The organism is Klebsiella sp. HC6, from assembly GCF_022605325.1.
Taxonomy (GTDB): Bacteria; Pseudomonadota; Gammaproteobacteria; order Enterobacterales; family Enterobacteriaceae; genus Klebsiella; species Klebsiella terrigena.
In genome coordinates this window covers 1,155,875-1,181,968 of record NZ_CP093276.1, presented here as the reverse complement: position 1 = coordinate 1,181,968, position 26,094 = coordinate 1,155,875, and the positions used below count along the sequence as shown (strand labels likewise).

General features: G+C 57.2%; 21 protein-coding genes. 8 read left to right on the top strand and 13 right to left on the bottom strand.

Annotated features, from left to right (window positions below; genetic code table 11):
* The first annotated feature begins 101 nt into the window (after positions 1 to 101).
* Positions 102 to 1,145 (top strand): aminopeptidase, encoded by a 1,044-nt coding sequence (locus MMW58_RS05705; RefSeq protein ID WP_241722890.1) that lies wholly within the window; start codon positions 102 to 104, stop codon positions 1,143 to 1,145.
* Positions 1,146 to 1,259: 114 nt separating this feature from the next.
* Here the strand turns inward: MMW58_RS05705 and cysH are convergent, their stop codons facing one another.
* From cysH to cysJ, 3 genes are all read right to left on the bottom strand, one after another.
* Positions 1,260 to 1,994 carry a phosphoadenosine phosphosulfate reductase gene (cysH, locus tag MMW58_RS05700; protein ID WP_095098579.1) on the bottom strand — a complete coding sequence of 245 codons (735 nt, stop codon included), beginning with the start codon at positions 1,992 to 1,994 and terminating at the stop codon, positions 1,260 to 1,262.
* A gap of 78 nt (positions 1,995 to 2,072) precedes the next feature.
* A complete protein-coding gene (gene cysI / locus MMW58_RS05695) occupies positions 2,073 to 3,785 on the bottom strand; it encodes an assimilatory sulfite reductase (NADPH) hemoprotein subunit (protein ID WP_241722889.1) in 1,713 nt (570 codons plus the stop codon).
* A complete protein-coding gene (gene cysJ, locus MMW58_RS05690) occupies positions 3,785 to 5,584 on the bottom strand; it encodes an NADPH-dependent assimilatory sulfite reductase flavoprotein subunit (RefSeq protein ID WP_241722888.1) in 1,800 nt (599 codons plus the stop codon). Before cysJ ends, cysI begins: the two co-directional genes overlap by 1 nt.
* A gap of 319 nt (positions 5,585 to 5,903) precedes the next feature.
* Here cysJ and queD point away from each other — a divergent pair, with 319 nt between their 5' ends.
* The 4 genes from queD (at position 5,904) to MMW58_RS05670 (ending at position 8,531) form a co-directional block, all read left to right on the top strand.
* On the top strand, positions 5,904 to 6,266 hold the full coding sequence (gene queD / locus MMW58_RS05685) for a 6-carboxytetrahydropterin synthase QueD (protein WP_133600397.1): 363 nt from the start codon (positions 5,904 to 5,906) through the stop codon (positions 6,264 to 6,266).
* 80 nt (positions 6,267 to 6,346) lie between these two features.
* Positions 6,347 to 7,618 carry an FAD-dependent oxidoreductase gene (locus tag MMW58_RS05680; RefSeq protein WP_241722887.1) on the top strand — a complete coding sequence of 424 codons (1,272 nt, stop codon included), beginning with the start codon at positions 6,347 to 6,349 and terminating at the stop codon, positions 7,616 to 7,618.
* On the top strand, positions 7,609 to 7,869 hold the full coding sequence (locus MMW58_RS05675; protein ID WP_133600399.1) for a ferredoxin family protein: 261 nt from the start codon (positions 7,609 to 7,611) through the stop codon (positions 7,867 to 7,869). Before MMW58_RS05680 ends, MMW58_RS05675 begins: the two co-directional genes overlap by 10 nt.
* Before the next feature lie 86 nt (positions 7,870 to 7,955).
* The gene (locus MMW58_RS05670; protein WP_041146964.1) at positions 7,956 to 8,531 is read left to right on the top strand and encodes a glycerol-3-phosphate responsive antiterminator; all 576 of its coding nucleotides are present in this window, start codon (positions 7,956 to 7,958) and stop codon (positions 8,529 to 8,531) included.
* Here MMW58_RS05670 and MMW58_RS05665 read toward each other — a convergent pair.
* The 5 genes from MMW58_RS05665 to MMW58_RS05645 form a co-directional block, all read right to left on the bottom strand.
* Positions 8,528 to 9,382 carry an electron transfer flavoprotein subunit alpha/FixB family protein gene (locus MMW58_RS05665; RefSeq protein ID WP_241722886.1) on the bottom strand — a complete coding sequence of 285 codons (855 nt, stop codon included), beginning with the start codon at positions 9,380 to 9,382 and terminating at the stop codon, positions 8,528 to 8,530. The genes MMW58_RS05670 and MMW58_RS05665 overlap by 4 nt on opposite strands.
* Positions 9,379 to 10,161: an adenine nucleotide alpha hydrolase family protein gene (locus MMW58_RS05660; protein WP_241722885.1), complete on the bottom strand. Its 783-nt coding sequence runs from the start codon at positions 10,159 to 10,161 to the stop codon at positions 9,379 to 9,381. Before MMW58_RS05660 ends, MMW58_RS05665 begins: the two co-directional genes overlap by 4 nt.
* Positions 10,139 to 11,551, bottom strand: coding sequence for an MFS transporter (locus MMW58_RS05655; protein ID WP_241722884.1), 1,413 nt, complete (start codon positions 11,549 to 11,551; stop codon positions 10,139 to 10,141). The genes MMW58_RS05660 and MMW58_RS05655 overlap by 23 nt, the downstream gene beginning before the upstream one ends.
* Positions 11,552 to 11,662: 111 nt before the next feature.
* A complete protein-coding gene (locus MMW58_RS05650) occupies positions 11,663 to 13,117 on the bottom strand; it encodes an FAD-binding oxidoreductase (protein ID WP_133600403.1) in 1,455 nt (484 codons plus the stop codon).
* A 193-nt stretch (positions 13,118 to 13,310) separates the two neighbouring features.
* Positions 13,311 to 14,096, bottom strand: a complete 786-nt coding sequence (locus MMW58_RS05645) for an SDR family oxidoreductase (RefSeq protein ID WP_241722883.1) — start codon at positions 14,094 to 14,096, stop codon at positions 13,311 to 13,313.
* A 318-nt stretch (positions 14,097 to 14,414) separates the two neighbouring features.
* Here MMW58_RS05645 and MMW58_RS05640 point away from each other — a divergent pair, with 318 nt between their 5' ends.
* Positions 14,415 to 15,713 (top strand): MFS transporter, encoded by a 1,299-nt coding sequence (locus MMW58_RS05640; RefSeq protein WP_241722882.1) that lies wholly within the window; start codon positions 14,415 to 14,417, stop codon positions 15,711 to 15,713.
* 25 nt (positions 15,714 to 15,738) lie between these two features.
* A complete protein-coding gene (locus MMW58_RS05635) occupies positions 15,739 to 17,217 on the top strand; it encodes an FGGY-family carbohydrate kinase (RefSeq protein ID WP_241722881.1) in 1,479 nt (492 codons plus the stop codon).
* Between the two features lie 38 nt (positions 17,218 to 17,255).
* On the opposite strand, the gene queE is transcribed toward MMW58_RS05635, so the two are convergent.
* Positions 17,256 to 17,927, bottom strand: coding sequence for a 7-carboxy-7-deazaguanine synthase QueE (gene queE / locus MMW58_RS05630; protein ID WP_041147731.1), 672 nt, complete (start codon positions 17,925 to 17,927; stop codon positions 17,256 to 17,258).
* A gap of 481 nt (positions 17,928 to 18,408) precedes the next feature.
* Between queE and MMW58_RS05625 the strand changes: the two genes are divergently transcribed.
* On the top strand, positions 18,409 to 19,518 hold the full coding sequence (locus tag MMW58_RS05625) for an SDR family oxidoreductase (RefSeq protein ID WP_241722880.1): 1,110 nt from the start codon (positions 18,409 to 18,411) through the stop codon (positions 19,516 to 19,518).
* A 67-nt stretch (positions 19,519 to 19,585) separates the two neighbouring features.
* On the opposite strand, the gene eno is transcribed toward MMW58_RS05625, so the two are convergent.
* The 4 genes from eno to relA form a co-directional block, all read right to left on the bottom strand.
* Positions 19,586 to 20,884 (bottom strand): phosphopyruvate hydratase, encoded by a 1,299-nt coding sequence (gene eno, locus MMW58_RS05620; protein ID WP_041146973.1) that lies wholly within the window; start codon positions 20,882 to 20,884, stop codon positions 19,586 to 19,588.
* A gap of 80 nt (positions 20,885 to 20,964) precedes the next feature.
* Positions 20,965 to 22,602, bottom strand: a complete 1,638-nt coding sequence (gene pyrG / locus MMW58_RS05615; RefSeq protein ID WP_041146974.1) for a glutamine hydrolyzing CTP synthase — start codon at positions 22,600 to 22,602, stop codon at positions 20,965 to 20,967.
* A gap of 224 nt (positions 22,603 to 22,826) precedes the next feature.
* Positions 22,827 to 23,618 carry a nucleoside triphosphate pyrophosphohydrolase gene (gene mazG / locus MMW58_RS05610; protein WP_045857532.1) on the bottom strand — a complete coding sequence of 264 codons (792 nt, stop codon included), beginning with the start codon at positions 23,616 to 23,618 and terminating at the stop codon, positions 22,827 to 22,829.
* 143 nt (positions 23,619 to 23,761) lie between these two features.
* Complete coding sequence (gene relA / locus MMW58_RS05605) at positions 23,762 to 25,999, bottom strand: GTP diphosphokinase (protein WP_133600408.1); 2,238 nt, start codon at positions 25,997 to 25,999, stop codon at positions 23,762 to 23,764.
* Positions 26,000 to 26,094: the final 95 nt, after the last annotated feature.

Here is a 26,094-nt window from a genome sequence, read left to right as displayed (position 1 = left end):
TGCGACTTTTCCGCTATTTAAGAGCAAATGAAATTGTTTAACCTCGGTCACAGTTTCATACTAAGCGGGTCAAATTGTTATGTTCCCGTAAGGACCCTCATATGTTTTCCGCGTTGTGCCGCCGCCTGCTTCCACTGGCGCTTGGCGCAGGTTTTGTCTTCTCCGCCCCGGCTTATAGCGCTATGGGCGAAACCGCCAATACGCAGGCTCGCCATATCGCCACCGTTTTCCCCGGAAGAATGACCGGATCGCCAGCAGAGATGCTGTCGGCGGACTACCTGCGTCAGCAGTTCGCGCAGATGGGCTACCAGAGCGATATTCGCAGCTTTCATACCCGCTATATCTACACCACCAAAAACCAGCGGCAGAACTGGCAAAACGTCACCGGCAGCACGGTGATTGCCGCCCACGAGGGCAAGGCGCGCCAGCAGATCATCATCATGGCGCACCTTGATACCTACGCCCCGATGAGCGATAGCGACGTGGAAAAGAACCTCGGCGGCCTGACCCTGCAGGGGATCGACGACAACGCCCTTGGCCTTGGCGTGATGCTGGAGCTGGCCGAGCGTCTCAAGAACGTGCCTACCCACTACGGCATTCGCTTTATCGCGTCCAGCGGTGAAGAGGAGGGGCGCCTCGGGGCGCAGAATCTGCTGCAGCGGATGAGCGATGCGGAGAAGAAAAACACCCTGCTGGTGATCAACCTCGATAATCTGGTGGTCGGCGACAAGCTCTATTTTAATAGCGGCCGCAGCACGCCGGCGGCGATTCGCAAGCTGACCCGCGACCGGGCGCTGGCCATCGCGCGTAGCAAAGGCGTTGCCGCCTTCAGCAACCCGGGGCTGAACCGCGACTATCCGCAGGGCACCGGCTGCTGTAACGACGCCAGCGTTTTTGATAGCGCCGGGATCCCGGTGCTGTCGGTGGAGGCTACCAACTGGTCGCTCGGTAAGAAAGATGGCTTCCAGCAGCGTGCAAAATCCCCCGCCTTCCCTGACGGCTCAAGCTGGCACAACGTGCAGCTGGATAATCAGCAGCATATCGACAAAGCGCTCCCCGGCCGCATCGAGCGGCGCAGCCGCGACGTCATCAAGGTGATGCTGCCGCTGGTGAAAGAGCTGGCGAAGGCCGATAAGCGCGGCTAGCTGGCGCTTGCTGCTGCGGGTTGCACGAAAAAGCCCTCAGCGTGAAGCACGAGGGCTTTTTTTAAAACTCAGTGTGTTTAAAGCAAACGTCTTTAAAACAAAGGCGATCGAGACCTAACCCTCGTGCAGTCCGCACTCGCGCTTCAGGCCGAAGAAGCGCGTCTCTTCTTCCGCCATCCCCGGCTCCCATTTGCGGGTAGTGTGGGTATCCCCCACTGAAAGGTAACCCTGATCCCACAGCGGATGGTATTTCAGGCCGTGCTTCTGCAGGTACTGATAAACGGTGCGGTTATCCCAGTCGATAATCGGCAGCACCTTAAATACCCCGCGCTGAATCGCCAGCACCGGCAGCGTTGCCCGGCTACCGGACTGTTCGCGGCGCAGGCCGGCAAACCAGGTACGGGTGTTCAGCTCCTGCAGGGCGCGGTTCATCGGCTCAACCTTGTTGATGTCATTGTATTTCTCAATGCCCTCAACGCCCTGCTCCCACAGCTTGCCGTAGCGGGCTTCCTGCCAGGCCGGGCTGGTCTGCGCCCGATAAACCTTCAGATTCAGCTGCAGCTTATCGGTAAGCTCATCAATAAACTGATAGGTTTCCGGGAACAGGTAGCCGGTATCGGTAAGGATCACCGGAATATCCGGACGGATCTGGTTAACCAGATGCAGGCTAACCGCCGCCTGAATACCAAAGCTTGAGGAGAGCGCGTAGTCGCCGGGCAGGTTTTCCAGCGCCCACGCCACGCGTTCTTCGGCGCTGAGCTTCTCCAGCTGCGCGTTGGTTTCTGCCAGCTGCAGTACGCGTTCAACTTTCGGCAGTTCATTTAGCGCGTTGAGATCGAGTACGGACATAGTTACCTCGTTATTTTCCCTTCACCTTATCCCCTTCCCGTCAACGGAGAGGGGATAGTCAGGCGTGGATAAAGACCTTTATTCCCAGAAATCACGGGCTGGATCGAGCACCGGGCGCACGATACCCGCACGCACCGTAAAGTCGCCGAAGCCTTCACCCGCTTCGCGCTCTTTCGCCCAGCGCCCGACCAGTTCGTCTATCGAATCGAGAATTTCCGACTCGGTAATATTTTCGCGATACATGCGCGGAATGCGCGTTCCGCTGCGGTTGCCGCCAAGGTGCAGGTTGTAACGGCCCGGCGCTTTACCGATCAGGCCAACCTCCGCCAGCAGGGCGCGGCCGCAGCCGTTCGGGCAGCCGGTCACGCGGGTGACGATATGCTCCTCGCCCACGCCGTACTTGCTCATCACGCCGTCCACCTTATCAATAAATGACGGCAGGAAGCGCTCTGCTTCGGCCATCGCCAGCGGGCAGGTCGGGAAAGAGACGCAGGCCATCGAGTTTTCACGCTGCGGGGTGACGCTATTCATCAGCCCGTGGTCGCGAGCCAGCTTCTCGATCTTCGCCTTCTGATCTTCCGGCACGCCGGCAATAATCAGGTTTTGGTTCGCCGTAATACGGAACTCGCCTTTATGGATCTTAGCAATCTTCAGCAGACCCGTTTTCAGCGGACGCCCCGGATAATCAAGGATACGGCCGTTTTCAATAAACAGCGTCAGGTACCAGTTATTGTCGATACCTTTCACCCAGCCAATCCGATCGCCGCGACCGGTAAACTCGTAGGCGCGGATCGGCTCAAACTTAATGCCGGCGCGGCGCTCAACTTCGGCTTTAAAGGTCTCAACGCCGACGCGTTCCAGGGTGTATTTCGTTTTTGCATTTTTGCGGTCGGTACGGTTGCCCCAGTCGCGCTGGGTCGTGACCACCGCTTCCGCCACGGCCAAAGTGTGCTCAAGCGGCAGGTAGCCGAATTCGCTGGCGGTGCGCGCGTAGGTTTTCTTGTTGCCGTGCTCAATGGACAGACCGCCGCCCACCAGCAGGTTAAAGCCCACCAGCTTGCCGTTTTCGGCAATCGCCACGAAGTTCATGTCGTTGGCGTGCAGATCGATATCGTTCTGCGGCGGAATAACCACGGTGGTTTTGAACTTACGCGGCAGATAGGTCTGGCCAAGGATCGGCTCTTCGTCGGTGGTGGCCACCTTCTTCTGATCGAGCCAGATCTCGGCGTAGGCGCGGGTGCGCGGCAGCAGGTGCTCGGAGATCTTTTTCGCCCACTCGTAGGCTTCAGCATGCAGCTGAGACTCGTTCGGGTTAGAGGTGCACAGCACGTTACGGTTCATATCGTTGGCCGTCGCCAGCGCGTCCAGCCCCACCGAGTGCAGCATCTGGTGCACCGGCTTGACGTTCTTCTTCAGAATGCCGTGGAACTGGAAGGTCTGACGGTTGGTCAGACGAATGCTGCCGTAGATGGTGTTATCGGCGGCAAACTTATCAATCGCCTGCCACTGTTTGGTGGTGATCACCCCGCCCGGCAGGCGGCAGCGGAGCAGCATCGCGTGACGCGGCTCCAGCTTCTGCGCCGCGCGTTCGGCGCGGATGTCGCGGTCATCCTGCTGATACATGCCGTGAAAGCGGATCAGCAGGAAGTTATCGCCCCTAAAGCCGCCGGTGAGGGGGTCGTTTAAGTCTTCTGCGATGGTGCCGCGCAGGTAGTTGCTCTCTACCTTCATACGCTCGGCGTCGGTCAGTTTACCTTCGACCACCAGCGGTCCTGGATGTTTTTCGCTCATTAGTAGACATCTCGCTGATAACGGCGCTCAACGCGCAGCTCACTTAAAAATTCGTCCGCCGCTTCGGCGTCCATCGCGCCAAATTCGGCAATCACTTCCAGCAGCGTCCGCTCAACGTCTTTCGCCATGCGATTGGCGTCGCCGCAGACATAAATATGGGCGCCGTCATTAATCCAGCGCCACAGTTCGGCCCCCTGCTCGCGCAGCTTGTCCTGAACGTAGACTTTTTGTTGTTGATCGCGGGACCAGGCCAGATCGATGCGGCTCAGTACGCCCTCTTTGACGTAGCTTTGCCATTCAACCTGGTAAAGGAAATCTTCCGTAAAGTGCGGGTTGCCGAAGAACAGCCAGTTCTTGCCCTCGGCGCCTTCCGCCGCGCGCTGCTGCATAAATGCGCGGAATGGCGCAATGCCGGTACCCGGGCCAATCATGATGACCGGCGTCTGCGGATTAGCAGGCAGGCGGAAGTTATCATTGTGTTCGATAAAGACGCGGACTTCGCCATCTTCTTCCACGCGATCGGCAAGGAAGCTGGAAGCGCCGCCGGCGCGCGCGCGGCCTTCGATCTCATAGCGCACAACGCCGACGGTCACGTGAACTTCGTTTTCCGTTTCCGCCTGCGACGAGGCAATCGAGTACAGGCGCGGCGTGAGCGGGCGCAGCAGGTCAATCAGCGCCTGGGCATCCAGCTGCGCCGGAGAGAAGCGCACCATATCGACGATCGGCGTGGTAGCGGCGTAGTGCTGCAGCTGCGCTTTATCGCCCACCAGCGGCAGCAGCGTTTCGCTGCGCGTTAGGGTGGCATAGTTCTCCACGATGTTGGCGGTGTTCACCGTCAGCTCAAAGTGCCACGTCAGCGCTTCGGCCAGCGGCAGCGTCTTGCCGTCTACGCTAACCGGCTCGTCGCCCTTCAGCCACAGCAGTTCGGCCAGCTCGTTGACCAGCGCCGGATCGTTCTGATACCAGACGCCCAGCGCATCGCCGGGCTGATAGCGCAGGCCGGAGTCGCCAAGATCGATTTCAACGTGGCGCACGTCTTTTCCCGAATCGCGACCGGTAATTTTTTGGTTTACCGAAAGCGTCGCGGTCAGCGGCGCTTCTTTGGTATAGGGGCTGGTGTGAATGTCATTGACCGCGCCGCTTGTCGCCAGCTGAGCCGGCGTCGCCGCCGGGGCGCGGGCTTTCAGCACCTCGACCACGCGGGTGCGCCATTCCGCCGCGGCGCCCTGATATTCAACGTCGGAGTCAACGCGATCGAGCAGGCGCTCCCCGCCCAGCTCGGCCAGCCTGCTGTCGAAGTCTTTACCCGACTGGCAGAAGAATTCGTAGGAGGTATCGCCCAGGCCAAAGACCGCAAAGGCGGTGCCTTCGAGCTTCGGCGCTTTTTTCGAGAGCAGGAATTTATGCAGCGCGACGGCTTCTTCCGGCGGCTCACCTTCGCCCTGGGTTGAGGTCACGACGATCAGCAGTTTTTCGGAGGCTATTTGTTTGAATTTATAGTCGCCTGCGTTAACCAGCTTGACGTTCAGCTGCGCTGCCTGAAGGTCGTCACGCAGCGCTTCTGCCACGCGGCGGGCGTTGCCGGTTTGCGAGGCGGAAAGCAGCGTAATGCTCGGGACTTCCGCAGCCGGGGCCGGAGCGGCAGCCACCGCGCCGGGATGCTGATTCAGCACGCCCCAAAAATAGCCGGAAACCCAGGCAAGCTGGGTCGGAGTGAAGTCTGTCGTGGCCGCCTGCAGGCGCGCCATTTGCTCCGGGTTGAGCGGGAGCAAATTGGAAGGTGGGACCTGTGTCGTCATGCGTCGTTATGTTCCAGTAAGCAAAGCTGTTATTCGCACCCTGTCAGCGCGGCAAAAACAGAAGAGAATGTAAGGTTAACGGCGCAGATAGTAACAATTAAATAAGGGATGGAAATAACAAATAACCAAATGGACTAACCTGTTTTACCTATAGTTATTAACAACAAAATCGATTAAATAACCACATGAAATATAAAGAGATAATATGCGCCAGTTCGGTGAATGTGGCGATTTTCCGCTCAGGGCCGTTTTAGTTAATGCTAAAAAATGTGCTTTCCGGTACCCTACGGCGGTTTTTTTGTCTTATTGAGAGTAAAAGATGTCCACCACCCTGTTTAAAGATTTTATCTTCGAAGCCGCCCACCGCCTGCCCCACGTACCGGAAGGTCATAAGTGCGGTCGCCTGCACGGTCACTCTTTTATGGTGCGTCTGGAGATTACCGGCGAAGTCGATCCGCATACGGGTTGGATCATGGATTTTTCCGAGCTGAAGGCCGCCTTTAAGCCGACCTACGATCGCCTGGATCACTACTATCTGAACGATATTCCAGGGCTGGAAAACCCGACCAGCGAAGTGCTGTCGCGCTGGATTTGGCAACAGGTTAAGCCCGTTGTACCGCTGCTGAGCGCGGTGATGATTAAAGAGACCTGCACGGCGGGCTGCATCTATCGCGGCGAGTGATTAAAGCCTTTGTGTCGATGGTCAATATTCCTTAGATAACGCCATGTTAGCCTAGACGTTCTCGGTATCTGGGGCGCAATATGGCTGACGATTTTGATATTATTATCATCGGTGCAGGGATAGCCGGCACCGCCTGTGCTCTACGCTGCGCGCGGGCAGGACTTTCGGTCCTGCTGCTCGAACGCGGCGAACTTCCCGGCAGCAAAAATCTCTCCGGCGGGCGCCTGTATTGCCGCGCTCTCGCCGAACTTCTCCCTCATTTTCAACAATCCGCCCCGCTTGAACGCCGTATCACCCAGGAAAACCTGACCCTGCTGACCGACTATGGCGCCACAACCTATTCCAGCCTGCAGCCCGGCGGCGACTCCTGGAGTTTACTGCGCGCCCGTTTCGATCCGTGGCTGGTTAGCCAGGCCGAAGGCGAAGGCGTCCAGTGCATTACCGGTACGACGGTCACGGCGCTGCATCGTGAAAACGGCCGGGTTTGCGGGGTCATTTGCGACAACGAAACGCTGCGCGCTCGCTACGTGGTGCTGGCGGAAGGGGCCAACAGCGAGCTGGCGGAGCGTCACGGTTTACTCCCGCGCCCGTCCCCAACCGCCATGGCGCTGGGGATCAAAGCGGTGCTGGCGATGGAGCGCAAGACGCTGGAAGATCGTTTCCGCCTCGAGGGCAACGAGGGCTCCGCCATGATATTCACCGGCGGAGTCTGCGGCGATTTACCCGGCGGCGCGTTCCTTTATACCAATCAGGAGACGCTCTCATTCGGTATCGTCTGCCCGCTCTCCTCGCTGGGAAAAGGGGCGACGCCTGCCTCCGGGCTGCTGGACCGGCTTAAATCGCACCCGGCCCTGCGCCCTCTGCTGCAGGGCAGCGAAACGCTGGAATACGGCGCGCATCTGGTACCTGAAGGCGGCCTGCACGGCATGCCGGCGCGGTATGCCGGGGATGGCTGGCTGCTGGTCGGCGACGCGCTGCGCACCTGCGTCAATACCGGCTTCACCGTGCGCGGAATGGACATGGCCTTAATCGGCGCCCAGGCGGCGGCGCAAACGTTAATCCACGCCTGCCGGCACGACGCGCCGCAAAATCTGTTTGCGCAATACCATCAGGAGATCGAGCGCAGCCTGCTGTGGGAGGTGCTCCAGCGTTACCGGCACGTTCCCGCGCTGCTGCAGCGCCCCGGCTGGTATCGCCGCTGGCCCGCGCTGATGGACGATATCTCCCGCGAACTCTGGCAGCAGGGCGAAGGCCCCGTCCCGCCGCTGCGTCAGATAGTCTGGCGTCATCTTCGCCGTCACGGCCTGCGTCATCTGGCAGGCGATCTTGTCCGGAGCTTACGATGTCTGTAGCACGTAACGTCTGGCGCCCCGCCGCCGACCCGCATATTGTCCCGACGGCTGCGCCCGACCGGGAAGTCGTCGAACGGCTCATTGCCTCCTGTCCCGCCGGGCTTTTTTCGCGAACGGCGGAAGGCGGCGTGCAGGTCGACTACCGGGGATGCCTGGAGTGCGGCACCTGCCGGCTATTATGCGATGAGGCAACGCTGAAAGAATGGCGCTATCCTGACTCTGGATTTGGTATTACATTCCGTTTTGGCTAATAAAACGGCGCTAAATAATTCAGGCTGCAGGAAGGCTAGCGCATTCGCAGCCTGAATGATGACGAGAAAAATACGAAGGACACACCATGCCTCTGTTACACCTGCTACGACAAAATCCGGTCATCGCGGCCGTCAAAGATAACGCCAGCCTGCAGTTAGCCATCGATTCCGAGTGCCAGTTTATTTCCGTGCTGTACGGCAATATCTGCACCATCAGCAACATCGTAAAGAAAATCAAAAACGCCGGGAAATACGCATTTATTCATGTAGACCTGCTGGAGGGGGCGTCGAATAAAGAGGTGGTGATTCAGTTTTTGAAGCTGGTGACCGAAGCGGACGGCATCATCAGTACCAAAGCGCCGATGCTAAAAGCGGCCAGGGCGGAAGGCTTTTTCTGCATTCATCGCCTGTTTATCGTCGACTCCATTTCCTTTCACAATATCGACAAGCAGGTGGCGCAGTCCAACCCGGACTGTATTGAAATCCTGCCGGGCTGTATGCCAAAAGTGCTGGGATGGGTGACGGAGAAGATTCACCAGCCGCTGATTGCCGGCGGCCTGGTCTGCGACGAAGAGGATGCGCGTAATGCGATGAAAGCCGGCGTGGCGGCCCTGTCGACCACCAACACCGGCGTCTGGAAATTAGCGAAACAGCTTAATTAATCGTGCGCGCTGGCTGCCAGTGCTTCAAGCACCGGTAGCCAGTCATCCACGATGCCGACGTCCGCTTGAGAAAATACCGGCGCGCTGGCGTCATGATTAATCGCCACGATAAACCGGCTGTCGCGCACTCCCGCCATCAGCGCCGCCGCCCCCGATGCGCCCGCCACAATGCAGATATCCGGGGCCAGAAGATGGCCGGATATCCCCACCAGGCGATCGGCGTCATGACCGCCGTTCATCACCCGCGCGCGGCTGTAGCCCGCTTCCGCGCCCAGTTTTTGCGCAAGCGCCGCGATGCTTCCCGCATCGGCCTCCTCTCCGCCCTGCCCGACAACCAGCACCCGCTCCGCCGTGGCTAAAGGGTGCGCGCCCGCGCGCTCTACGCGCTCAATCTCCGTCAGCCACTCGGGCTGCGCCGCGGAGACGATACGGCGCTCCGGCAGGCCGCAAGGGAAATCCCCGTCCGCCTTCCCCCCGGGCTGGCGCACCAGGGAGAGGCACAGCGGCCGGGTGCTCACCTCCAGCGTGGCCGTCAGCGCGTTGCCCCAATGAGGCTTCGTCACCCAGCCTTCCGCCGCGTTCAGCGATTGCACCTGGCACACGCTGCATCCCCGCAGGCGCCAGGCCAGCCGCGTGGCCAGCTCATCGGCCAGCGCGCCCGCCGGGAACAGCACTATATCCACCGGCGTCTGCCGCCACTGAGCGACCAGCGCATCCAGAAGCTGCCCGGCAACCTCCGCCCCGGCGTCTGGCGTCCAGCGCTCGAGATCCGCCGCAGCAAGATCGTTTGCCGCCAGCCACCCGCCTATCGCGGCGCTGTCGCCGGCCGCCATCACTATCGCCATCTTCATGGCCGCATCCTCTGGCATAAATAGTTCTCCCACAGCGTCCTGGCTTTCTCCTGCGCCGTCGCGCCTTCAACGATAACGGCCGCGCGCCGCGGAGCCGGGCGCATCAGGCGCAGGCACTGAACGTCAGGCGTCGCCTCAGCGGTCGCCGCCTGGCGCACGATGTCCGCCTTTGCCGCCGCCAGGCGCTGGCGCATGCCGGGTACCGGGAGCGCCACTTCGCCGCACTGCCTGACGGCAATCACCGCCGGTAGCCGCACCCGGCAGCGGCGGATGCCGGCGTCCGTGCGCTGCTCGACAACGACAAAAGGCGGTTCGAGCGTAAAGCGTTCAACCTGGGTGAAACAGGGCCAGCCGAGCATTTCCGCCAGCAGAAACGGCGTCTGGCCATTTTGCCCCTCGCTGCTCTGACAGCCGGTCACGATCAGCTCCCCGCCGCGGCTGCGCTGCCAGCCGGCAATCTGTCCGGCGATAAACGAGGGCGCAAAGCGCAGATCCGCTGCCGTCTCCAGCAGCACCCGCTGATCAAAGCCCAGCGCGGCAAAGTAGCGCAGCCAGTGCAGCGCGCGCTCGTCGCCAATGCTTAATGCGCTCAGGGTCATCTCGCAGCCCGCATTGCGCTGAGCCAGCAGCAGCGCGGCGGCGGCCTGCTCATCGGCGCCGATGGCGCTGCGCAATAGTGAAACATCCGGCCCGCGGGTATCCAGCGCGGCGGCCTGCCAGTCCTTTTCCGCCAGCATGCCGGCGTCCGGCTCCGGCTTAAACGCCAACAGAACGTTCATTCGCTCCTCCTTGTCTTTTATCGCCGCTTCCGGCAGCGGCCAGCGGCAGCGCTTTGGTTTCCGGGGCCCACAGCCAGGTCACCACAAAGCCGATCAGCAGTACGCCGGCCAATAGCAAAAGGGTAACCGTCATCCCCCACTGCGCCAGGGTCCAGGGCAGCAGGCCGGTGCTGATGGCGGCGCCAAGCCGGCTCATGGCGGTTGCGAAGCCAACGCCCAGCGAGCGGATATCCGTCGGAAAGCTTTCCGCCGGTAAAATCCCCACCAGGTTGCTGACCGCCGAAATCGTGGTGCTGAATAAGATAAAAAGCAGCAGCGTCCAGTGGCTGCCCGCCGGCAGGCAGGCCATAACGATTAGCGTCGCCGCCAGCAGCAGAAAGCTGCCGAGCAGAAAATGACGGTGGGCCAGCAGATGGGTTAATACCAGGCCCAGCAGCGCGCCAACGATCAGCAGCGCATTCAGCAGCAGGCTGGCGGTGAGCGCATCTTCAAGACCGATGGTTTCCGCGATGGTGGGCAGCCAGGTATAGATAACGAACCACGGGATCACCAGGCAGACGAAGAAGATGCTGTTAAACGCCGTTCGCCGCCAGTAGCGCGGTGAAAATAGCGTTCCGATGCGTTTATTGGTTGCCGCCACCACCTCATCGCCGAGCAGCACGTGCGGGCCGAAACAGCGGCGCACCACGGCATGGGCCTCGGCGAAGCGGCCCTGGCGCAACAGCCAGCGCGGAGACTCCGGCGTCCCCCAGCGCAGCAGCGTGATGAGCAGGGCCGGCAGCGCGGACGAGGCCAGCAGCCAGCGCCAGGCCTCCGGGTTTTCGCTAATAAAATGGTGCCCGGCGAGGCTTGCCAGAACGTAACCGATGGTCCACACCACGCTAAACGCGCCGAGCAGAATGCCTCTATGTCGGCGCGGCGCGAATTCGGCGAGCAGCGTATGGCCCACGGAGTAATCCCCGCCCAGGCCAATGCCTATGAGGATCCGCAGGCCAATGAGCTGTTCAGGCGTGGTGGCAAAAAACTGTAGAAAAGAGGCGACGGTAATCAGGACAAAGCTGAGGTTGAAAATCTTCTGCCGGCCAATATGATCCGAGACCCACCCGAGGATCAGGCTGCCGATAAACAGGCCAAGCAGCGCCGCCCCGCCGATCATCCCGGCCATAAAAGGCGTCAGGCGCATGGCGGGAGTCAGCTGGATAATGGCGTAACCGATGACGCCGAGGACGTAGCCGTCAACCAGATGCGCGCCAAAGGTTAGTGCGGCAATACGGCAGTGAAAGCCGTTAAGCGGCAGGTCGTCCATTCGCACCGGTGAAGCGTTCATTTCTCCCCCTTCATGGTCCGGCAAAAACGGCTTCCCGGTTGAGAAGCCGTATATAGCCCTCATACTTCAAGCCGCCTGCTGCGTTTGCTTTCTCCTGTCACATCGCAATCGTTGCTCCAGGGGATGGGCGCTTTAAGGACCCGCAGGCGAGCCGAATTATTTTGGCTATCGCTCTTATTTTTCAATCGGGTAAATCGTCCCGGTATTCATGATACCGTTTGGATCAAACTGCTTCTTCAGCCCTTCCAGCAGCGGCCACGCGCTGCCGTGCTCCAGCTTGCTCCAGTGAACGCGGTGTTTACCAATCCCGTGGTGATGCACCATCGAGCCGCCGAGGCGAATGGTCTCTTCGCAAATGATCTTGTTGAGCGGGTTGTGGTACTTATCAATCTCCTCCTCCGGCTTGCAGTCCACCACGTTGTAGTCGTAGACGAAGTACATGTTGGTGCCGTTCATATAGCTATGAGAAGAGTGGCCGCCCAGCATGGTGATGTCGTCGGCGTGCGGGAACTCGGTGCGGATGCGGTTGAGAACGCTTTCGTAGATCTCATTGATGCAGCTCCAGCAGCCCGATACCTCGGTGGTAAAGCCCATGTTGCCGGTTTTGAGGATCTGCACGCGTTCGGCGGCCACCTTTTCCGGGCCCCAGTTGAGATGGTTAAACCAGGTTTCAATCAGCTTGCTGTCTACACGCCGGCACTGCGGATAGCGCGCAACGACCTGCGCAATCCCTTCGCCGGTGGCTTTCGCTATCAGCGGATTGCCTTCGGCCATAAAGATCAGCACGCATTTGCCATCGGCAAAATGGGTAAAGTGCTGGGTGCCATCCTCGGCATCGTACAGGCGGGCGATCGACGGACGATAGCCTTCCACCATGACCTCGCGCAGGATGCTGAAGCCCACCTTCATATCGTCCAGCACGTAGCCGTAGAACAGGTTATTTTCCGGCGTGAACCTGAAGATTTTCACCGTCACTTCGGTGATATAGCACAGCGCACCTTCGTTGCCGATGATGATATGGCGAATATCCGGCCCGGCGGCGCGGCGCGGAACGTTTTTGATGCGGGTGACGGTGCCGTCGGGCAGCACGGCCTCCAGCCCGACCACCATATCTTCGATCGCCCCGTAGAGCGTGGAAAACTGGCCGATGCTGCGGGTTGCCACCAGACCCCCCATCTGCGCCAGCGGCTTGGACTGCGGCGAGTGCCCGGTGGTGTAGCCTTTTGCCCGCAGCGCGTTTTCGAGAATTTCCAGCGGCACGCCGCACTGCGCGGTTGCCTGCATATTTTCGATATCAATGTTCAGGATTTGGTTCATCCCGGCGCCGTCCAGCACCACGGAATTTTCCACGACGGTTTCGAGGCCGCCTTCGGTCGCCGAGGCGCCGGTACGCGGAACCCCGTTGATCTTATGCTGGTTCATAAAGGACAGCACGCTTGAAACCTGTTCGGTGGAGCCTAGCTTGACGACCGCGGCGGGCAGCGGCAGCGTAAAGACGCCGTGGATATCGGCATATTTACGAAAGCGGTCAATACTGTTGCGCTTTAAAACGGTTTCATCGGTGATCACGCGATCGGAACCGACGATTTCTTTTAACTGGTCAACAATCGCTTCACGGGATAAAGACATAGTAATACCTTCCTGATAATTAATTCGGAATAGACGCGGCATCACGCAAGCTGCTTCTTTATTAACGGCCGGCATAAACCCCAATGACATCGGGTGCGATGTTTACGGGGAATTGTTTTATTTCAGCCTCGATGCATATTGAGTAATATTACGTAAGACAATAAATAAAAATACAGAAACCACCGATTGAAAATTAACGCACCAGATAACCGCCATCGACCACCAGCAGATGGCCGTTAACATAATTGGATGCCTGACTGGCTAAAAATACGGCTGCCCCCATGAGATCCTGAGTATCACCCCAGCGGTTTGCCGGAATATGGTCCAGCACGCGCTGATTGGTTTCCGGATTGCTGCGGGTAGCCAGCGTAATATCGGTAGCATAATAGCCAGGGGCGATGCCGTTGACCTGAATATTATACTGACCTAGCTCGTCGCAATATGCTTTAGTGAAACCGGCAAGCGCGTGCTTAGTTGCCGAATAAGCCGGTGACCACTGACCGCCGAGGTAAGAAAATAACGAGCAGATATTAATAATTTTGCCGCTGTTTTGCGGGATCATAATTTTTGCCGCTTCGTGGCTGAGCTCGAACGGCGCCGTCAGGTTAACATCGATCATCGGATCCCAGTCCGCCCGCCCGAAGTCCAGCACCTTATTCAGCTTACAAATTCCGGCATTGTTGACCAGGATATCCACCGTGCCGAAGCGCTCACAGCAGGCGGCGACGATCCGCTGCGGCGCGCCTTTGGCGGTAATATCCACCAGCATAAACTCAACTTCAACGCCCTGTTTTTCAATGATTTCTTTTGTCTCTCCGTTGTCCTTGACGACGCTTGGGATAAACAGATTCGCGCCGGCTTTCGCCAGCGCCATGGCAAAGGCCTGACCCAGCCCGCTATTGCCGCCGGTGACAATTGCCGTTTTACCTTTCAGAGAGAAGAAATCCATTGAGAACGCGTTAAGAGATTCGATTGACATAGTTGACTCCAAATTCCTTTAGGCAAAAAAAAAGAAAGGTAACTTCCCCCACGAGAGGGAAGCTACCTTTCTCATTGTCTCTGGTAACTGAGCTAAATTTTTAGCACAGCGTCCGGACACCTAATGTGATCGCAATCACAGATAAATATTTCACGCATAAATTATGCGTAAAACTACGAAGCGTGATTATTCTCACACTAAAGCCCACGCCGGCATGTTATTCCTAATCGCAATTACTAGAGACCAGAGAAAAGTAATCCACCTGCAAAGGCGGTTTACTTTTCTCTTTTTTTCGTCTATTCAAAATGAGATCACGATATGCAACAGAATTCATATCGCCGTTGGATAACGCTTGCCATTATTAGCTTTAGCGGCGGAGTCAGCTTTGACCTTGCCTATTTACGCTATATCTATCAAATCCCAATGGCAAAATTCATGGGATTTAGCAATACCGAAATCGGCTTAATTATGAGCACCTTTGGTATTACCGCCATTATTCTCTATGCTCCCAGTGGGGTTATTGCCGATAAATTCTCGCACCGCAAAATGATTACTTCAGCGATGATCGTGACCGGCCTGCTCGGTTTAATAATGGCAACCTATCCGCCGCTGTGGGCCATGCTTTGTATTCAGGTCGCCTTTGCCATCACCACCATTCTGATGCTGTGGTCCGTTTCAATTAAGGCCGCCTCGCTGCTCGGCGATCATAGCGAGCAGGGGAAAATCATGGGCTGGATGGAGGGTCTGCGCGGCGTTGGCGTTATGTCGCTGGCGGTGTTTACCATGTGGGCATTTTCCCGCTTCGCGCCCGACGATAGCAACAGCCTGAAGGTCGTTATCCTGATTTACAGCGTGGTTTACATCCTGCTGGGGATATTGTGCTGGTTCTTCGTCAGCGACGCGCCTCAGCGCGGCGGCGCGGCGCAGGAAGAGAAAAAAGCGTTTCAGCTAAGCGATATCCTCGCGGTCCTGCGCATCAGCACCACCTGGTACTGCAGCATGGTCATCTTTGGCGTCTTTACCATCTACGCCATCCTCAGCTACTCCACCAACTACCTGACGGAAATGTACGGTATGTCGCTGGTAGCCGCGAGCTATATGGGGATCGTCATCAACAAAATCTTCCGCGCGATTTGCGGCCCGCTGGGCGGCATTATTACCACCTACAGCAGAGTCAAATCCCCGACCCGCGTCATTCAGCTGCTGTCGGTCGTGGGGGTTCTGGCGCTTATAGCGCTGTTAGCCACCAATTCAAATCCGCAGTCCGTCGCAATGGGGATCGGCCTGATTCTGCTGCTGGGCTTCACCTGCTACGCTTCGCGCGGGCTCTATTGGGCCTGCCCCGGCGAAGCGAGGACCCCGGGCTATATTATGGGAACAACCGTCGGTATCTGCTCGGTCATCGGCTTCCTGCCCGACGTTTTTGTCTATCCGATCGTCGGCCACTGGCAGGACACTCTCCCCGCCGCAGACGCCTACCGCAATATGTGGCTGATGGGCCTGGCCGCGCTGTGTATGGTGATCCTCTTTACCTTTTTGCTGTTTCGAAAAATACGCCGCACCGACGCCGCGACAGCACGCGAGGCATCGCTTGCCGCAGAGACTGCCGGCGAGTGAGGGTGAAAATTAAAGGAGAATAATAATGTCGAAGAAATACATCATTGGAATCGATGGCGGGAGCCAGAGTACCAAGGTCGTGATGTACGACCTGCAGGGAAACGTGGTGTGCGAGGGAAAGGGCCTGCTGCAGCCCATGCACACCCCGGACGCCGATACGGCGGAGCATCCTGATGATGATTTGTGGACCTCGCTTTGCCTCGCCGGGAAGGATCTGATGAGCCGGTTTACCGGCGAGAAAGAGGATATCGTCGGCATCGGTCTCGGCTCCATCCGCTGCTGCCGCGCGCTCCTTAAAGCCGACGGTACGCCCGCGGAACCGCTGATTAGCTGGCAGGACGCCCGCGTCACCCGGCCTTATGAGCACACAAATCCCGACGTGGCCTGGGTCACCTCATTTTCCGGCTATCTATCGCACCGCTTAACCGGCGAGTTTAAGGACAATATCGCCAACTACTTTGGTCAGTGGCCGGTGGATTATAAAACCTGGGGGTGGAGCGACAACGACGAGGTCGTTAAGCAGTTTAATATTCCGCGCCGGATGCTATTCGACGTGCAGATGCCCGGCACGATTCTGGGTCATCTCACCGGCCAGGCGGCCCGCGCAACCGGCTTCCCGGCAGGATTGCCCGTTATCTGCACCACCAGCGATAAGCCGGTTGAGGCGCTCGGCGCAGGGCTGCTGGATGATGAAACGGCGGTTATCTCATTGGGCACCTATATCGCCCTGATGATGAACGGTAAAGCGCTGCCGAAAGATCCCGTCGCCTACTGGCCGATTATGTCCTCCATTCCCGAGACGCTGCTCTATGAGGGGTACGGTATTCGCAAAGGAATGTGGACGGTGAGCTGGCTGCGGGACATGCTGGGCGAATCTTTGATTAAGGACGCCGGGGCCCAGGGCCTATCGCCGGAAGATCTGTTAAATAAAAAGGCCGCAGCGGTGCCGCCGGGCTGCAACGGTTTAATGACCGTACTGGACTGGTTAACGAACCCCTGGGAGCCCTATAAGCGCGGGATCATGATCGGTTTCGATTCCAGCATGGATTACGCGTGGATTTATCGCTCCATTCTGGAGAGCGTTGCGCTGACGCTGAAAAATAACTACGACAATATGTGCAATGAAATTAACCACTTCGCTAAACATATCATCATTACCGGCGGCGGTTCGAACAGCGACCTCTTTATGCAGATCTTCGCCGACGTATTTAACCTGCCGGCCAGGCGCAACGCGATTAACGGCTGTGCCAGCCTCGGGGCGGCAATCAACGCCGCGGTGGGATTGGGTTTGTACCCCTCCTACGCGGCAGCGGTGGCAAATATGGTGCGGGTAAAAGATACCTTTATGCCGATAGAGAAGAATGCCAGCCGGTATGAGGCATTAAATAAGGGGATCTTCAGGGAGTTAACCACGTATACGGATACGATTTTGAAAAAGTCGTATGCGGTCACCCACGGTAGCCTGGAAAACGTTGACGCGATTCAAAGCTGGTCGAACGCGTAACGGACGCGCCGGGTAGTACGTAGCTACCCGGCGATTGATCAGGCAATATTCAGATACTTGTGCGTTTGCATCGACAGCCGCCAGTTGCGGGCGATGCAGGTCTCGATACAGAGACGCGTCGCATCCTCTTTTTGGCTGATGGGCTGCAGAGCAATAATCCGCGGCTTGTCGTCGGTGAGCGTTTCCAGCAGTTCATCCAGCGCTTCGATATCGCGCACGCGCCCCACCGGATGTTTGATTTCATCCGCCCGCAGCAGCGCCTGCGACAGCACGTCGTAACCGCCACGCATGTTGACCTTAGGGGAAACCGTCACCCAGGCCCGCGGGCTGCAGCGCACCTCATGGGTACCGCTGGTTTCAATCTGACAGCTGAAGCCGTTATGCTCAAGCAGGGTCGTCAGCGGGGTGAGATCGTGGATGCAGGGCTCACCGCCGGTGATCACCACGTGACGAGCGGTCCACCCCTGACGGCCAATGATCGCCAGCAGATCTTCGCCGCTGGCCGGGCCCCATTTGTCGCTCTCTTTGGTTTTCGCCAGAATGCTAAACAGCGACACTTCCCGATCGGCAAGTTTGTCCCAGGTATGTTTGGTATCGCACCAGGCGCAACCAACCGGGCATCCCTGCAGGCGAATAAAAATGGCGGGCACGCCGGTAAAGTAACCCTCGCCTTGCAAGGTCTGGAACATCTCGTTAATCGGGTACTGCATAATCATCTCTGTTTAGGTTCTAAACGATCATTATCGCAGATTTGCACGCCCAGGTCTTGTCCTCAGCTGCGATGGCGCGCGCTTCACTCCCCTCGGCCCGCAGGCCAGACATCGGAGGGTCAAACCGCGGCTATTGTTCCTCTTCACGCCGCCAGTTTATAAATCTATCCGCCGCCCGGTAATAATTCATTTTATTTTTTAGATCCCCGTCTTTGATGTAACAAAAAATTTTAATTATGACATTAATGAAAAATATAAAAACCTGAATAATAAATAAAATAACAAACAAAATCAGCAATGTACAAACTGATACATGAAAGATCGAATCTTTATAAATAGCCTGATGTCGAATCCAATCCGCGCCCGTTCATAACCTTAATACCGTCTTAAGGATTGGCCTAAATGGCCCATTTGCCATTTACCCACCGTTTAGTTTAGCCCGCCTAGAATCCACTTCACTAACCATGATGAGACTGTATTCATGAAGACATTATTAATAACAGGCGTTACCGGATTTCTGGGTGGAGCAGTTTTAGAGAATATCCTCAATCAAAAAAACGAGGTTAATCTGCTGCTTTTAGTTCGTGCCAATAATGGTGAAGCAGCGCTTGCCCGGGTTAAAGACAATCTGCGTAAATTCAATATCGCCGAGGAGGCGCTGGCGACGCTGAGCGCCCGGCACATCCTGCTGGGTGATTTGGCGAATCCTGAAGAATTCCTTGCCGATCCGCGCCTCGACGGCGTCACCCACGTGCTCAACTGCGCCGCCGTCGCCTCGTTCGGCAACAATCCGCTGATCTGGAAAGTCAACGTTGAGGGGACGCTCCGCTTTGCCCAACGCATGGCCGAGGTCTCCGGGCTGCAGCGCTTCCTGCACGTTGGCACGGCAATGTCGTGCTCGCCGGAACCTGATTCTCTGGTTGCGGAAAGCGCCGAATTCCGCGAGCGCGCCGAACATCTTGTCGAGTACACGCATTCTAAATCGACCATCGAGCGGCTGATGCAGCAGGCGTGCCCGACGCTTCCGCTGACTATCGCCCGCCCTTCTATCGTCGTCGGCCATACCCATCACGGCTGCCAGCCCTCCAGCAGCATCTTCTGGGTATTCAGCATGGGCCTGATGCTGCAAAAGTTCATGTGTTCGATGGAGGACAGAATTGACGTTATTCCCGTTGATTACTGTGCCGACGCGCTGCTGATGCTGCTCGACAGCCCGCTGGCTCGTGGAGAAGTGGTGCATATCTCGGCGGGGGAAGAAAATAGCGTCAGGTTTGCCGAGATTGACAGCGCGATGGCCTCAGCGCTGGAGCGTCTGCCGGTTGGCGATAGCTATGCCCAGGTGAGCTACGAAACGCTGGTTAAGATGCGCCGTGAGCTAAAAGATATCTTTGGTCCGTGCAATGAGCGCCTGATGCTCAAAGCCATGCGCCTGTACGGCGCGTTCGCCACGCTTAACGTCCGCTTCAGTAACGATAAGCTGCTGAGTATGGGGATGCCTAAACCGCCGCGCTTTACCGATTACATTGACCGCTGCGTGCAAACGACCCGCGGGCTTTCTATTCCGCAGCAGATGGCCGTCGACTTTAAATAATCGCCGGTCTGCGGACAAAAAAATGCCAGTCCGCAGACTGGCATTTTTATATCAGATAAAGACCGGCTTATGCCTGACCTTTGATCTCTTTACGACCGTTGTACGGTGCTTTTTCGCCCAGTGCTTCTTCGATACGAATCAGCTGGTTGTATTTAGCAACGCGATCAGAACGGCTCATAGAACCGGTTTTGATCTGGCCTGCAGCGGTACCAACAGCCAGGTCAGCGATGGTAGCATCTTCAGTTTCGCCTGAACGGTGAGAGATAACGGCAGTGTAGCCAGCGTCTTTCGCCATTTTGATCGCAGCCAGAGTTTCGGTCAGAGAACCGATCTGGTTGAATTTGATCAGGATGGAGTTAACGATGCCTTTGTCGATACCTTCTTTCAGGATCTTGGTGTTGGTTACGAACAGATCGTCACCAACCAGCTGGATTTTGTCGCCCAGAACTTTAGTCTGGTATGCAAAGCCGTCCCAGTCAGATTCGTCCAGACCGTCTTCGATAGAGACGATCGGGTACTGTTTGGTCAGGTCTTCCAGGAAGTGAGTGAACTCTTCAGAGGTGAACGCTTTGTTGCCTTCGCCGGCCAGAACGTATTTACCGTCTTTGTAGAATTCAGAAGCCGCGCAGTCCATCGCCAGAGTGATGTCGGTGCCCAGCTCGTAGCCAGCAGCTTTAACCGCTTCAGCGATAACTGCCAGAGCTTCAGCGTTAGAGCCCAGGTTCGGCGCGTAGCCGCCTTCGTCACCCACTGCAGTGTTCATGCCTTTAGCTTTCAGAACTTTAGCCAGGTTATGGAACACTTCAGAACCCATACGTACGGCTTCTTTCAGGGATTTAGCGCCAACCGGCTGAATCATAAATTCCTGGATGTCGACGTTGTTGTCCGCGTGCTCGCCGCCGTTGATGATGTTCATCATCGGAACCGGCATGGAGTATTTGCCCGGAGTACCGTTCAGCTCAGCAATGTGTTCGAACAGCGGCTGACCTTTAGCAGCTGCTGCTGCCTTGGCGTTCGCCAGGGACACGGCCAGGATTGCGTTCGCACCGAAGTTAGATTTGTTTTCAGTACCGTCCAGATCGATCATGATCTTGTCGATGCCAGCCTGGTCTTTGGCGTCTTTGCCAAGGATTGCCTGAGCGATCGGGCCGTTAACCGCGCCAACAGCTTTCAGTACGCCTTTGCCCATGAAACGGGATTTGTCGCCATCGCGCAGTTCCAGCGCTTCGCGGGAACCAGTAGAAGCACCTGACGGAGCTGCTGCCATACCAACGAAACCACCTTCCAGGTGTACTTCGGCTTCAACAGTCGGGTTACCACGGGAGTCGATGATTTCACGACCGATGACTTTAACGATTTTGGACATTAGATTTTCCTCAGTACAAGTTAAACTAAAACTCCAGACAAACAATGCACCCGGATGGGTGCATTGCCGTTCTAACTCTTTTACTTCGCCTGACGCTTCTGGTACTCGCTTGCCGCTTTCACAAAACCAGCGAACAGCGGATGACCATCACGCGGCGTAGAAGTAAACTCCGGGTGGAACTGGCAGGCAACAAACCACGGATGGTTCGGCACCTCGATGATCTCGACCAACTGATCGTCCCCGGAACGGCCCGCAACGCGCAGGCCCGCATTTTCAATAGGTTTCAACAACATGTTGTTGACTTCATAACGGTGACGATGGCGCTCGGTGATTGTCGGCTCGCCGTACAGCTGGCGTACCAGGCTATCTTCGTCCAGCTGGCACTGCTGCGCGCCCAGGCGCATGGTGCCACCGAGATCGCTTCTCTCGGTACGAACTTCGACGTTGCCTTCTTCATCACGCCATTCGGTAATCAGCGCCACAACCGGGAACTTACAGTCTGGCACAAATTCCGTGGAGTTGGCGTTCTCCATCCCCGCTACGTTGCGCGCGAACTCAATCAGCGCAACCTGCATACCCAGGCAGATACCCAGATATGGAATATTGTTTTCACGCGCAAAGCGCGCGGTGGCAATCTTACCTTCAACGCCGCGGTAGCCGAAGCCGCCCGGGATCAGGATAGCATCTAAATTCTTCAGAATTTCGACGCCGCGCGTTTCCACATCCTGCGAATCAATCAGCTTGATGTTAACGGTCACGCGATTTTTCAGACCGCCGTGTTTCAGCGCTTCAATCACCGATTTGTAGGCATCCGGCAGCTCAATGTACTTACCGACCATACCGATGGTGACTTCGCCTGCCGGGTTAGCTTCTTCGTAGATAACCTGTTCCCATTCGGCCAGGTTTGCTTCCGGACAGTTCAAGCTGAATCGTTTACAAATATAATCGTCCAGGCCCTGAGATTTCAACAGGCCCGGAATTTTATAAATGGAATCGACATCTTTCAGAGAAATAACGGCCTTTTCCGGGACGTTACAGAACAATGCAATTTTAGCACGTTCGTTCGCCGGGACCGCCCGATCGGAGCGGCAGATCAGGATATCTGGCTGAATACCGATAGAAAGCAGCTCTTTTACGGAGTGCTGAGTCGGTTTGGTTTTGACTTCACCGGCTGCTGCCATGTACGGCACCAGGGTCAAATGCATAAACAGGGTATGCTCGCGGCCAATTTCTACCGCCATCTGACGGATAGCTTCGAGGAACGGCAGGGATTCGATATCACCGACGGTACCGCCGATTTCAACCAGCACCACGTCGTGACCTTCACCACCGGCAAGCACGCGCTCTTTAATCGCATTCGTAATGTGCGGAATAACCTGTACGGTTGCGCCCAGGTAATCACCACGGCGCTCTTTGCGCAGGACGTCGGAGTAAATACGACCCGTAGTGAAGTTATTGCGGCGACTCATTTTGGTGCGGATGAAACGCTCGTAATGGCCCAGGTCCAGGTCGGTTTCAGCGCCGTCTTCAGTAACGAACACTTCCCCGTGTTGGATAGGACTCATGGTACCCGGATCGACGTTGATGTACGGATCCAGTTTCATCATGGTCACGTTAAGCCCACGGGCCTCGAGAATAGCTGCGAGGGATGCTGCGGCAATGCCTTTACCCAGAGAGGATACGACCCCGCCGGTCACAAAAATATAGTTCGTTGTCATGCTGAACCTGAGAAGTTAGGGTGAAACGATGGAATAACCAGGACGGGAAAGTAGTATACCCGAACACGACGAGCGCCACAAACTTTCATTACTCCGTCTCCTTTCCAGGTCATGACAAACATAGGGAGTGAGAAAATAGCCCCTTTTGGGTAAATGTTTTTGACGCAAATCAAGCGCTTGTCATTTAAAAAATCACACAAATAGCGCTTGATCACGAAAACTCGTTAGAGATCAGTTTCCTGCCGCTTTACCTCTTGCCACACTTCTTCCATGGTATCGAGGTCCACGCCGGTCATCTCCAGCCCGCGCGCGCTCACAATGCGCTCAACTTCGCGGAAGCGACGCTCAAATTTCAGGTTGGCTTTTTGCAGCGCAACCTCAGCTTTGACGCCTAAATGACGGGATAAATTCACCGTCGCAAACAGCAGGTCGCCGACTTCCTCCTCCAGTTTAGCTTCATCTACCACCGCCTGCTGCACTTCGTGCATCACCTCATCGATCTCCTCGTGCACCTTGTCCAGCACCGGGCCGAGCGAGGTCCAGTCAAAGCCCACTCCCGAGCAGCGCTTCTGTATTTTATGCGCGCGCATCAGCGCCGGCAGGCTGTGCGGAATATCATCCAGCGCGGAGTGTTGGGATTTTTCCGCCCGCTCGGCGCTTTTTATCTCTTCCCAGCGCGCCAGCACTTCGCTGCTGGTACCGGCGCTGGCATCGCCGAAGATATGCGGATGGCGGCGCTCCAGCTTGTCGCTGATAGCCGCGCAAACGTCGTCAAAGGCAAAGCGCCCCTCTTCCTGCGCCATCTGGGCGTAGAACACCACCTGGAACAGCAGGTCGCCCAGCTCGCCGCGCAGATCGTCAAAATCTTCGCGGGCGATAGCGTCCAGCACTTCGTAGGTTTCTTCGAGGGTATAGGGGGCAATGGTGGCAAAGGTCTGCTCTTTGTCCCACGGGCAGCCGGTTTCCGGGTCGCGCAGGCGTTGCATAATGCCGAGCAGGCGGTCGATTTGAGTCATGGTGATTCCTTGCAAAATTACGCGTATTTCCCCTCACCCACCCCGTTTAGTCAGAGAGCCGCAGCCCGATGCCGGCAGCGCCGGGGCCGAGCCAGAGGCAACCTCTCCCTGCCGGGAGAGGTTGGTGATGAAAGGGAGAGAAATTAGCCGCCGTGCAGACGGCGGGCATCAATAACGTCCGGCACCTGATTCAGCTTGCCGAGCACGCGGCCCAGCACCTGCAGGTTATAGATTTCGATATTCATATCGATGGTGGCCAGCTGCTGTTTGGTATCGCTGCGGCTGGCAACGCCCAGCACGTTGACCTTCTCGTTGGCGAGGATGGTGGTGATATCGCGCAGCAGCCCGCTACGATCGTTGGCGACCACCCGCACCACCAGCGAGTAGCCCGCCGAATAGCTCTCTCCCCAGACCGCATCAACGATCCGCTCCGGCGCGTGCGACTGCAGCTCCGCCAACTGATCGCAGTCCGCCCGGTGCACCGAGATCCCGCGCCCCTGGGTGATAAAGCCGACGATCTCATCGCCGGGGATCGGCTGACAGCAGCGTGCGATGTGGTGCATCAGGTTGCCGACGCCTTCCACAACCACCCGACCGTTGTCTTTGCTGCGATTCTGCGGCGCCCAGCTCTTCTGCTGCAGCTGCTTCAGCGCCGCCGCATCCTGCTCGGCCGCGCTCGGCTTATTGAACTGCGCCTGCAGGAAGTTGACCATCTGGTTAAGGCGAATATCGCCGCCGCCGATGGCCGCCAGCAGCTCATCCAGCTCGTTGAAGTTGTAGCGCGGCAGCAGATGCTTTTCTGCATCCTTGAGGGTGATGCCGAGATGCTCAAGCTCATCGTCAAGGATCTGCCGCCCGGCAATAATGTTTTTGTCGCGATCCTGCTTGCGGAACCAGGCGTGAATTTTCGAGCGCCCGCGGCTGGTGGTAACGTAGCCGAGGTTCGGATTCAGCCAGTCGCGGCTTGGATTGGGCTGCTTCTGGGTGATGATTTCAATCTGATCGCCCATCTGCAGCTGATAGGTAAACGGCACAATGCGTCCGCTGATTTTCGCCCCGATGCAGCGATGCCCGACGTCGCTGTGGATGTGGTAGGCGAAATCGAGCGGCGTCGAGCCGGCGGGTAAATCGACGACGTCGCCTTTCGGCGTAAAGACGTAAACCCGGTCGTCAAAGACCTGGCTACGCACTTCATCCAGCATTTCGCCAGAATCCGCCATCTCTTCCTGCCAGGCGATCAGCTTACGCAGCCAGGCGATACGATCTTCGTAACCGCGGCCGCCGCCCACCGCCGCGCCGGCGCCCTCTTTGTACTTCCAGTGTGCGGCGACGCCCAGCTCGGCATCCTCATGCATCTGGCGAGTACGAATTTGAATTTCTACCGTTTTGCCGCCGGGACCGAGCACCACGGTATGAATAGACTGGTAGCCGTTCGGTTTTGGGTTAGCGACGTAGTCATCGAACTCATCCGGCAGATGACGATAGTGGGTGTGGACTATCCCCAACGCGGCGTAGCAGTCCTGCAGGCGCTCGGCGACAATACGCACCGCCCGCACGTCAAACAGCTCATCAAAGGTGAGATGTTTTTTCTGCATTTTGCGCCAGATGCTGTAGATATGCTTCGGCCGGCCGTACACTTCGGCCTTAACGCCTTCCGTTTTCATTTCTGAGCGCAGGTGGCCGACGAATTCGTCAATGTAGTGTTCGCGGTCGATTCGCCGCTCGTGCAGCAGCTTCGCAATGCGCTTATATTCGTCCGGATGCAGGTAGCGGAAGCAGTAATCCTCCAGCTCCCACTTCAGCTGGCCGATACCTAAGCGGTTGGCCAGCGGGGCGTAGATATTGGTGCACTCTTTTGCCGCCAGCACACGCTCATCTTCAGGCTCGTCTTTGACTTCCCGCAGGTGGGCGATACGTTCGGCGAGCTTGATAACCACGCAGCGGAAATCGTCGACCATCGCCAGCAGCATGCGGCGAATGTTGTCCACCTGTTCTGAGGAGACGGAGTCGGTATGGGTGGCCTTGAGCTGGCGGATGGCCGCCATATCGCGTACGCCGTGGATCAGGGTCACCACCGATTTACCGACGCTCTCCTGCATCACCTCTTCGCTGACGACCTCACCGTCCGCCAGCGGGAACAGCATCGCCGCCCGCAGCGTATCGATATCCATGCTCAATGTGGAGAGGATTTCTACCATCTCCACGCCGCGCCATAGCAGGATATCCGCACGCGGATGCCCCTGCGTTTGCTCGCGACAATAGTCCCAGGTTTCGGCTAAGCGTTCACACGATTGCTGGCTGGAAATTCCCAGACTCGCGATCCATTTATTCGGGTCAAATTCACCAGCTTTATTTAGATGTGCACTTCTTACCGCAACCATTGTCCTCTCCTTAAGGGACCTGGCCTGCCGAAGTCGGCAAGCCTCAACTTTTACACGTCATCCTGCAAATCGTGTCGCGTCGGCGCCTGTCGCTC